Source organism: Myxococcus sp. CA005 (assembly GCF_006518205.1).
Taxonomy (GTDB): Bacteria; Myxococcota; Myxococcia; order Myxococcales; family Myxococcaceae; genus Myxococcus; species Myxococcus xanthus.
Genome location: NZ_SRLV01000071.1, coordinates 35946 through 45588, shown reverse-complemented (window position 1 = coordinate 45588; position 9643 = coordinate 35946). Strand labels below are relative to the sequence as shown.

Genomic DNA, 9643 nt, shown 5'->3' with positions numbered 1-9643 from the left:
GGGCTGCGGCGCGGGCTGGGACGGCGCCTGGGGGGCCGCCTGGGGGCCGCTGAGGGTGTGCACGGCGCGCCGCAGCGACTCCTCCAAATCGCGGGCCGGCGGGGCCACGGCGGAGAGCATCTGGTTGGCGCTGCGCGCGTGGCGGCTCTGACTCTCCGCGGCCAGCTTGAGCTGGGTGAGGGCCTCGCTGACCAGCCGGCGGGCGTCCTCCAGCTTCTGCCGGGCCTGGTAGTAGGCCACGTCCACCATGTGCTTCTGGAGCGACAGGCGCTGCTCCTCGGTGATGCCGGAGAGCTTCTCCGCGCGCCGGAGGTAGTAGAGGCCCTGGTCGACCCGGGCCGGCTCGTCCGACGCGATGCGCGGCCGGGCCAGGCCCTCCAGGACGGGGAACAGGGCCTGGTCCAGCTCGTCCCGGTCGGTGAACTTGCGCGTCAGGAGGGCCGAGACGTCCTGGCCTTCGATGGCGACGGGCGCATAGGCGTCCGCCAGCCGCGGGTCCCCGGTCCGGTAGGGGACCGCGCCCATGGGGGCGTTGCGACCCTTCATCACCACCAACTGTCCGTCCTGGAGGGCCAGGGTGAAGGTGCGCGCGTTGAGCTGGGAGAGGAGGAAGACGACCACGCCGCCCAGGCCCAGGATGAGAGTGAAGACGAGGAGCCGCGTGAAGGTACGCCGCGCCCGATAGCCGAATCCCTGTTGTGCCGTTCCGTTCATGTCGCCTGCCCTCCTGACGTACGAGCGCGAGGCCCATTTCCAGCCCCGGCGCTTAACTTGGGGCGCGCCTGCCCGGGGGTATACTCCCACTCCCGAACACACCGATGCACCACACATTCCGCCGCTTGGGGCCCAGCGAGCTGCTGCCCCGCTACATTTTCGCGGAGAGCCTCTTCGCCCGTCGACGGGTCCTGGAAGTCGATGCGGTCGCCTCCACCGGGGGCGAGAGCGCACGCTTCCTCGTGGAGAGAGGCGCGCGCGCGGTCGTGTCGTGCGACAGGGATGTAGCGGCGGTCGAGGCCGCGCAAAAGGCGCACGGCGGTCCCGCCTTGCGCTTCAGGGCCAACGTCTACGACGACTTCGAGTCGGGCAGCTTCGATGTGGTGCTGGTCGCGGACCTGGCGCCGTACGTGAAGGCGCCGGAGCTGCTGGCGGAGCTGGCGCGGCTGGTGACGAAGCAGGGCTTCCTCGTGGGCGGCCTGCGCAACGTCGCGGGGCTCGCGTTGCCCCAGTTGCTGGAGGCCGAGGAGGGCGTGCCGCCCACCTATGGTCAACTGCTGGACGCCCTGTCGGTCCACTTCGCCTCTGTGGAGGTGGCCACGCAGTCCCCGGTGCTGGGCTACCAGCTCGCCTTCGAGCGGGGCGAAGGGCTCCAGGTGGACGGCACCCTGGTGAATCACAGCGAGGCCGCCTACTTCCTGGTGGTGGCGGGGCAGGACCCGGCGCGCGTGGTGGACCCGACCTGGGTGCAACTGCCTCCCGAGCCGCTGGCCTTCACGCGGGGCAAGCTCGATGAAGTGGTGGCGCGCGCGAAGTCCTGGGAGGAGCGCAGCGGCCGGCTGAAGGAGTCGCTGACGAAGCTCCGCGCGGAGCTGACGGACCGCGAGGCGGAGGCGGCGTCGCTGCGGCCCTCCTTGGAGACGGCTCGTGATGAGGTGGCCCGGCTCACCGCGCAGTTGGATCAGGCGCGGGGGAGCCAGGAAGCACAGCGCGAGCGGGACGACCTGTCCGGGAAGCTGCGGCGCCGCGAGCTGGAGCTCCAGGTGGCGCAGGAGCGGCTGGCCGACGCGGACCGGCGGCTGGCGGCGCAGCGGCTGGAGGTGGAGGCCGCGCAGCGTGCTCAGGCGGACGCGGGCGTGCAGGTGTTGGCGGCCCAGGAGTCGCTGCGGCTGGAGCGTGCTCGTCGTGAGGAGACGGCTGCTTCTCTAGAGGAGGCCCGCGAGCGGCTGACGCAGGCGTATACGCAGGTGCGGGACCTCCAGGAGGAGCAGGCCACGCTGCGCATCGAGCGCGAGCGGGACCGGCTGGCGGCCGAGCGCGCCGTGGAGCAGTCCGAGGACCGTCGGCGTGCCGCGGAGGCCGCGCGCGAGCGGGAGCTGCGCATCGCGGAGCAGTACTCGGCGGCACTGGCGGCCGTGGAGCACCTGAAGGCCGAGGCGGCTCAGGCGGCGGAGACGTCCCGGGACGCGGGCGCCGCCGTCTCCGTGAAGGATGCGGAGCTGGCGCGCACGGCTCGGGAGCTGGTGGACGCGCGGCAGCGGACGGCCTCGGCGGAGGGAGCTCAGAAGGACGCGGAGTCGCGGCTGGAGTCGCTCCAGGCGGAGGTCCGGGGCCTGGAGACGGAGCTGACCGCCGCTCGCGAGTCGCAGTCCCGCCTGGGCCAGGAGGTGGAGGCCCTGACGCACGCGGAGGCTTCCGCGCGGGCCACGGCGCAGAAGTGGGAGGAGTCGCTTCATCACGCCTCGCAGCGGTTGGAGGCGCTGGAGGCGGAGCGCGCTCGGACCGAGGAGCGCCTGGGGCAGGCGCTGGAGACGGAGCGGGACGCGCTCCAGTCCCGGCTGACGTCGCTGGAGCGCGAGCTGGAGGACGAGCGGGCTCGGGCGACGGCGCTGGAGCAGCAGGTCCTTGATGAGGTCTCCGCGAAGGGAGAGGTCGAAGCCCGGCGGCAGGAGCTGGCGGAGGAGCGCGCGGCCCTGGTCCGGCGCGTGGTGGAGCTGGAGGCCGAGGCTTCCTCGCACGCTCGTACGGGGCGGCAGTCCTCGGAGCGCGCGGAGGAGCTGGAGTCCGCGCTGCGGACCGCCCGAGAGGAGCTGGAGTCCGCGCACCTGGAGTGGCAGGCGTCGGAGGAGCAGCTCGGGCGCGTTCGCGGGGAACTGGACTCGGAGCGGGAGGCCCGGGCCGCGGTGGAAGAGGCGCTGCGGCTGGCGCGTGGGAAGCTGGAGGGCGCGGCGCAGCGGCTGACGGACGCCGAGGCCACGCTCTCGCGGACCCGTGAGGCGTTGGACGCGGAGGTTGCTCGGCGCACGGCGCTGGAGAACTCCCTGGCGGAGGTCCGGGACTCGCTGGACTCCGAACAGGAGGGGCGGGCCCTTGCGTTGGAGGCGCTGCGTGCGCAGCTCGAGGCCGAGCAGGCGCGGCGCAGCGATGCCGAGGCGACGCTCGCTGAGACTCGGGCTGGACTGGATGAGGCTCGCCAGTCGCTGACCCAGGTTCGGGACGCGCTTGCTTCCGAGGAGGAGCGGCGCGCTCGGTGGGAAGCGGCGCTCGGGGATGCGCAGGCGCTGCTCCAAGTGGAGGGACAAGAGCGCGCGCGGTTGGAGGTGGCGCTCACCGCGGAGGCGGAGCGACGGGCTCAGGCGGAGGACTCGCTTGTAGGGGTTCAGGCTCGCCTGGATGAGGCGCTGGCGTTGCGCGCGCGGACCGAGGCGGAGCTGGTCTCGGCCCAGGAGGCGCTGGTCCGGCACGAGGCTCGGGGCCAGACGGCGCTCGCTTCCGAACGTGAGGAGCGTGAACGGCTGGCCGCGGAGCTCGCCGCGATGCGGGAGCGTGCCTTCGGCGCGGACGAGGTCGTCACCCGGCTCCAGACCGAGGCGGCTTCCGAGCGCGAGGCGCGTGCTCGGGCCGAGGAGGCGCTCGCAGCGGAGCGTGAGGCGCTCGCCCAGGTTCGTGTGGACCTGGACGTCGAACGCCAGGGGCGCGGCGATGGCGAGGCCGAGCTGGCTCGCGTGCAGGGGGTGCTCGGGGGGGAGCAGCAGGCTCGCTCGGGGGCGGAGGCCGCGCTGGCTCAGCTCCGTGCGACGCTCGGGGCGGAACAGCAGTCGCTGGCCGATGCCGAAGCTTCCCTGGCCGAGGCACGTGCTGCGCTGACTGCGGAACAGCAGACGCGCGCCGAGACCGAGGCCGTACTGGCGCAGTCGCGCGATGCGTTCGCGGCGGAGCAAGAGGCTCGCGCCGAGACCGAGGCCGTGCTGGCGCAGTCTCGCGAGGCGTTCGCGTCGGAGCAACAGGCTCGCGCCGAGACCGAGGCCGTGCTGGCGCAGTCTCGCGAGGCGTTCGCTGCGGAACAGCAGGCTCGCTCAGAGACCGAGTCCGTTCTCGCACAGGCTCGCGCGGCACTCGAGGCGGAGCAGCAGGCTCGTGCCGAGCTTGAGACAGCCCTGTCGCAGTCGCGTGAGTCGCTGACGGCGGAACAGCAGACGCTTATCGAGCTTGAGACCGCACTGTCGCGGTCTCGAGAGACGCTCACGGCGGAGCAGCAGGCTCGCGCGGCCATCGAGGCTGCCCTGTCCCAGGCCCGTGAGGCACTTGCCGCGGAGCAGCAGGCTCGCGCACAGGCTGAGTCTGCACTGGCGCAGTCGCGTGCGACGCTCGAAGCGGAGCAGCAGACTCGCGCCGATACCGGTGCCGCGCTTGGACAGACTCGCTCGGCACTGGAGTCCGAGCAGCAGGGCCGCGCCGAGGCCGAAGCCGCGTTGGCGCAGGTCCGCGCGGTGCTCGAAGCGGAGCAACGCACGCGAACCGATGCGGAGTCCGCGCTGCAAACGCTGCGCACGGAGACGTCCGAGCGCGACCAGGCCCGGCAGGAGCGGCTGGCTGCCGCCGAACGTGTCATGGCTGAGCAGGAGCGCGCGCTCGAAGCGCAGCGCCTGGCGGCCGAGGCTCGCGAGCAGGAGCTGCGCGATACCGTGACGCGCCTGGAGTCGGAGCGGGCGTGGGCGGAGGACACGGCGAAGGAACAGCGCTCGGCGTTGGAGTCGCGGCTCTCGGAGGCGCGCGCGGCGCAGGAGTCGGACGCGGCGCGTGCGGTCGCGTTGGCTCAGTCCCTGGCGGACCTTGAGTCGGCCCGAAGCGCGGCGGATGCCCAGCTCGCCGAGCGTGCGGGAACCATCGAGGCGCTGGAGACGCAGGTCGCCCAACTGCGTGAGCAGGTCGCGGAGCGTGAGGCGGAGGCGGGCCGTGTCGGTGAGGCCGCCACCGAGGCTCGCGAGGCGCTGACCCGGCAGGAAGCCGCCGCGCAGGAGCGACTCTCCGCGGTCGAGCGTGCGCTGGACGATGCGCTTGCTCGGGCGGAGCGGCAGCAGGGCGAAATCGAAGCGCTGGCGGCGGAGCGAGACCGCGAACGGACGGCCTTGGCCGCGGCGCAGCAGGAACTGGCGCATTTGGGCGCCGCGCGGCAGGAGAGCATGCGTCTGGGGGCACAGCTCCAGCACGCCATGGCGACCCTGCACGAGCGGGGCATGCACATCGCTCGGCTCGATGCAGAGTTGGTGGATGCGCAGGACCGGCTCGCGGCGCAGCGGGAGAACGCCGAGTTGCTCATGGTGCAGCTCGAGACGGCGCGGCGCTTCGCGGGCAAGGCCACCGCGATGGAGAACTCGCTCGAAGCCGAGCGCGCCGCGCTGGAGACGCTGCGGGCCGAGCTGGCCCGCGCGACCGAGGCCACCGCCACGGAGCAGGCGCGGGCGAACGCGCTGGAGGCCCAGCTCATGGACTCCGCCGATGGACTGACGCGGGCCCGTAGCGAGCTGGAGGCCCAGCGCGCCGAAATCGAAGGAAAGCTGTCGGACGCCGTCTCGCGTTCTGATGCTCAGCGCGCCGAACTTGAAGCGCAGCTCGCGGAAGCCGTCGCGCGTTCCAACGCCCAGCGCTCCGAACTCGAGGCGCAGCTCGCGGAAGCTGTCTCTCGTTCCGATGCGCTACGTGTGGAGGCGGCGCAGCAGTTCGCGGAGGCTGCTGCTCGCACCGAGGCCGAACGCACGGCGCTGGAGGCCCGGCTGGCGGAAGTCGCGGTCAACGCAGATGCACAGCGCGGCGCGCTGGAGGCTCAGTTGGCGGACGCCGTGGCCGGCTCCGAGGCGCAGCGTGGCGAACTGGAGGCCCGGCTCGCGGAGGCCGTGGCCCACGCAGAGGCACAGCGCGCCGAGTCGGAGACCCGGCTTGCGGACCTCAACGCCCGGTTCGAGGCACAGCAAGCCGAGCTGGAATCGCGGCTCGCCGAGGCCTCCGCGAATCTCAATGCGCAACTGGCGGAGGCCAGCGACCGCGCGGCCCGGCTCTCCGACACCGCTGACCGTGCCCAAGCCGACAGGGCCACACTGGAATCCCACGTCGCCGAGCTCACGTCCCAGCTCGATGTGCTCCGCGCCGACCTGACCGCCGCCACGGAGCGGGCGGCCACGCTTCAGTCCGCCCAGGAGCGCCTCGCCCGTGCGGACTCCGACCGCGAGCGCCTCCAGTCCGACCTGTCCGTCGCCCGCGCCGCACGGGTCCGCCTCGAAGGCCGCGTCACCGCCCTGGAAGCCGCGTCCACCGACGCCGTCCGGATCCTCGACGCCGAGCGCGCCGAGCGCACCCGCCTGTCCCAGGCGCTCGAAGTGGCCAGGCAGCAGCTCCAGCAGCACGACGGCAGCGCGGCCGGGCAGCTCGCATTGCTCCAGACCGAGCGCTCCCAGCTCGATGAACAGCTCCGGGGGCTCGAAACCCAGCTCCAGTCCCAGAAGGCCCGCGTGGACGCGTTGGAGGCGGAGCGGACCGAACTCCTGTCCACCGTGGAGTCCCTCAAGGTGTCCTCCCAGCCCGAAGACGTCCTGGAGATGGCCGCGGAGATGGAGCTCCTCCAGTCCCTGGTGGAGGACCTCCAGCAGAAGCTCGCGGACCGCGAGGCCGAACTGGCCGCGGCAAAGCGGCCGGCGTCCCGCGCGGACAGCTTCGCCCTGTTGGACGCGCCCGAGCCGGCCAGGAATGAGCTGGTCCCCCCAGCCGGGACGGAGCAGGGCGCCAAGGCCCCGGCGCGGCGCCCCCGAGGCGCGGTGCCCGCGCTGGACCTGCCGCCCCAGACATCGCCCACGAAGCCGGACGAGCGCGAATAGCCGCTCGCGACTAGGATTGCGCTCGTGGAAGCTCGCGAGCGCATCTTCAAGTATCAGGGCCTGGGCAATGACTTCGTCGTGCTGGACCGGCGCGGCTCCGGCGAGGACATCGACGCCGCCACGTCGCGGTGGATGTGCGACCGGCGCCTGGGCATTGGCGGGGACGGGGTGCTGGCGCTGCTGCCCTCCGAGCGTGGCATTGCCCGCATGGTCGTGCACAACGCCGACGGCAGCATCGCGGAGATGTGTGGCAACGGACTGCGCTGCGCGGTGAAGTTCCTGGTGGATGATTCGGGCCAGACGCCAGGCCACATCAACGTGGAGACCGGGGCGGGCGTGCTCACCTGCTACCCCTCGTATGGCGAGGGCGGCGTGGTGGCCGTGGACATCTCCATGGGGCCCGCCCGGCTGGTGGCCCCCAACCTGCCTTCGGGCGCCACGGGGCAGCCCTTTCTGGATGCCTTGGTGCCGGGCCATCCGCCCCTGCGCGCCTACGCGGTGAGCATGGGCAATCCCCACATGGTCCTCCTGGACCAGCCGCTGGAGGATGCCTCGCGCCTGGGGCCCCTGCTGGAGCACCACCCGTCCTTTCCGGACCGCACCAACGTGGAGTTCGTCCGTGTGGACTCGGACGGCCTCACCGTGGTGGTCTGGGAGCGAGGCTGCGGCCTCACCCAGGCCTGTGGGACGGGCGCCTGCGCGTCCGCCGTGGCCGCCGTGCTGGCCAAACGGCTCCCGGCCGATGCCTGGCTGCGCGTCACCCTGCCAGGGGGAGACCTGAGCATCCGCGTCCCCGCCGACCTGTCCGACATCCGCCTCCGTGGACCGGTGGCCTTCGTCTTCGAGGGCGTTGTCGCGACTCCCTCGGGCCGGTAACCTCCCGCGTTCCTCTCGCTCCCAGGTCAGAACGCGCCGTGGCCGGACCCATCCTCGTCGTCGACGACGACATGTTCTTCCGTCAGCTCGCCAGCGACTTGCTCACGCATAACGGGCATCGCGTGGTGGCCGTGGAGAACGCAACGCTCGCGCTCGAAGAGGCGGCACGCACGTCGTTCGACCTGGTCATCACCGATGTGGTGATGCCAGGCGTGGACGGCTTCGCTCTCACCGCGCGCCTGCGCGAGCGGGACCCCGACCAGGAGGTCATCCTCGTCAGCCAGCGCACCGACATCCGGGGCTCGGAGGTGGCGCTGCGCTCGGGCGCGGCGGACTGCCTCTCCAAGCCGGTGAACGCCAACGACATGCTGCTCGCCGTGGACCGGGCGCTGGAGCGCGCGTCCCTGCGCCGCGAGCGGACGCAGCTTCGTGACGAGAACCTGGAGTTCGCCCGCTTCCACAACCTGCACCAGCGCTGCCTGGAGCTCCTGTCCCATCCCGACCTGGAGTGGCTCCAGGAGCGGCTCACCTCGGAGCTGGCGGCCATCTGCGACGCGCAGAGCGCCGCGCTGTGGGTGGTGGACGACCGGGGAGACCTGGTGCTGCGGGCCTACCGCGGGCTGCTGGACCGGCAGTTTCTCGCGGAGAAGATGAGCCCGGAAGGGCCGCTGTCCGGACGCCTGAGAGAGGCCCAGCCGTGGCTGGCCCGCGACGAGCGCTCGTCGGTGATGTACGTGCCCCTGGTGGCGTCGGGGGAAGTCGTCGGGTTGGCGCAACTCTCCGACCCGCTGTCAGGAGACTTCCGGCCCGAGCATTCGCGCGATGCCCGCCTGCTGGGTGACTTCGCGGCGGTGGGCCTGAAGAACGGCCGGAAGATGCTCGCGCTCCAGCGCCTGGGCCTGAGAGACCGCGAGACGGCGGCGTACAACCTCAGCTACTTCACCGACTACGCGTCCAAGGAAATCTACAAGGCCCGGCGCTACGGGCGGACGTTCTCCCTGCTGACCTTCTCCATCGACAACCTGCCGCTGGTGCGCGTGCGCCAGGGCGCGGCGGACGCGAAGAAGGCGGTGCGCGGCATCATCAAGGCGCTCAGCAAGATCATCCGCGACTCGGATGTCATCGCGAAGGCGAGCGACCAGGAGTTCTACCTCCTGCTGCCTGAGACGGACTTCTTCGGGGCGTTGATGTTCGTGCGCCGCGCCGTGGCCGCCGTGCGCGAGGAGCCCGAGGCCATGGAGGTGGACCAGCGCCTCCCGCTGGCGATGGTGGGCGGGGCCAGCACCTTCCCCAAGGACGGCGAGGACTTCGACGAGCTGGTGCACCGCTGCCGCCGCCGCATGGACGAGCGGCGCGCGTCGTTGCAGCGCCGGCTGATGCTGGACGGGCTGCCCTTCTGGGACGAGGTGGACCTGCTCCTGGGCACGCCGAACAGCCCCCGGCTGCCGGTGGACGAGCGCTCCGAGCCGAGCCGCCGGGGCAAGGTGTCCGACGTCCTCTTCGACGAACTCCAGGCGGAGATTGCCCGGGAGATGATGCGGGACCCAGGCTCGCGCGGCCTGCTGTACGTGGGCGGGCCGGAGATTCGCACGGACCTGAACATCGCCGCCGGGCTGGAGTCCGCGCCTCCAGATTTGGCGTCGCGCATCTACCTGCTGGGCCGCCGCGTCGACCTGGAGTCACACCCCGCGCTGACGCCTGTGTTCCTGGAAGGCGACGACCGCATCGCGCGGCACGAGTTCATCCTCTGGCTCTCCGAGAACGCGGCCTACGCGCTCATCCAGCGGCGGGGCCACGGAGCGACGTGGGGGTTCCACACCTCGGACACCGCGGTGGTGGACGGGCTCATCTCCAAGCTGCAGGCCGAATACGACCTGCAGCCCTACTGACACGAAGCGGAGCGC

The 9643-nt window shown here is 72.1% G+C and carries 4 protein-coding genes; 3 read left to right on the top strand and 1 reads right to left on the bottom strand.

Going from position 1 to position 9643, the window contains the following annotated elements; genetic code table 11:
• Positions 1-714, bottom strand: a 714-nt coding sequence (locus FMQ63_RS26750; protein WP_228556501.1) for an IF-2 protein, incomplete at its 3' end; no start/stop codon positions are given.
• Positions 715-818: 104 nt separating this feature from the next.
• Here FMQ63_RS26750 and FMQ63_RS26745 point away from each other — a divergent pair.
• The 3 genes from FMQ63_RS26745 to FMQ63_RS26735 are packed head-to-tail and all read left to right on the top strand — an operon-like array spanning position 819 to position 9628.
• Complete coding sequence (locus tag FMQ63_RS26745; protein ID WP_011555031.1) at positions 819-6863, top strand: methyltransferase domain-containing protein; 6045 nt, start codon at positions 819-821, stop codon at positions 6861-6863.
• Positions 6864-6887: 24 nt separating this feature from the next.
• Complete coding sequence (gene dapF / locus FMQ63_RS26740; protein WP_011555030.1) at positions 6888-7739, top strand: diaminopimelate epimerase; 852 nt, start codon at positions 6888-6890, stop codon at positions 7737-7739.
• Between the two features lie 38 nt (positions 7740-7777).
• Positions 7778-9628, top strand: a complete 1851-nt coding sequence (locus FMQ63_RS26735) for a response regulator (RefSeq protein ID WP_011555029.1) — start codon at positions 7778-7780, stop codon at positions 9626-9628.
• Positions 9629-9643 lie beyond the last annotated feature (15 nt).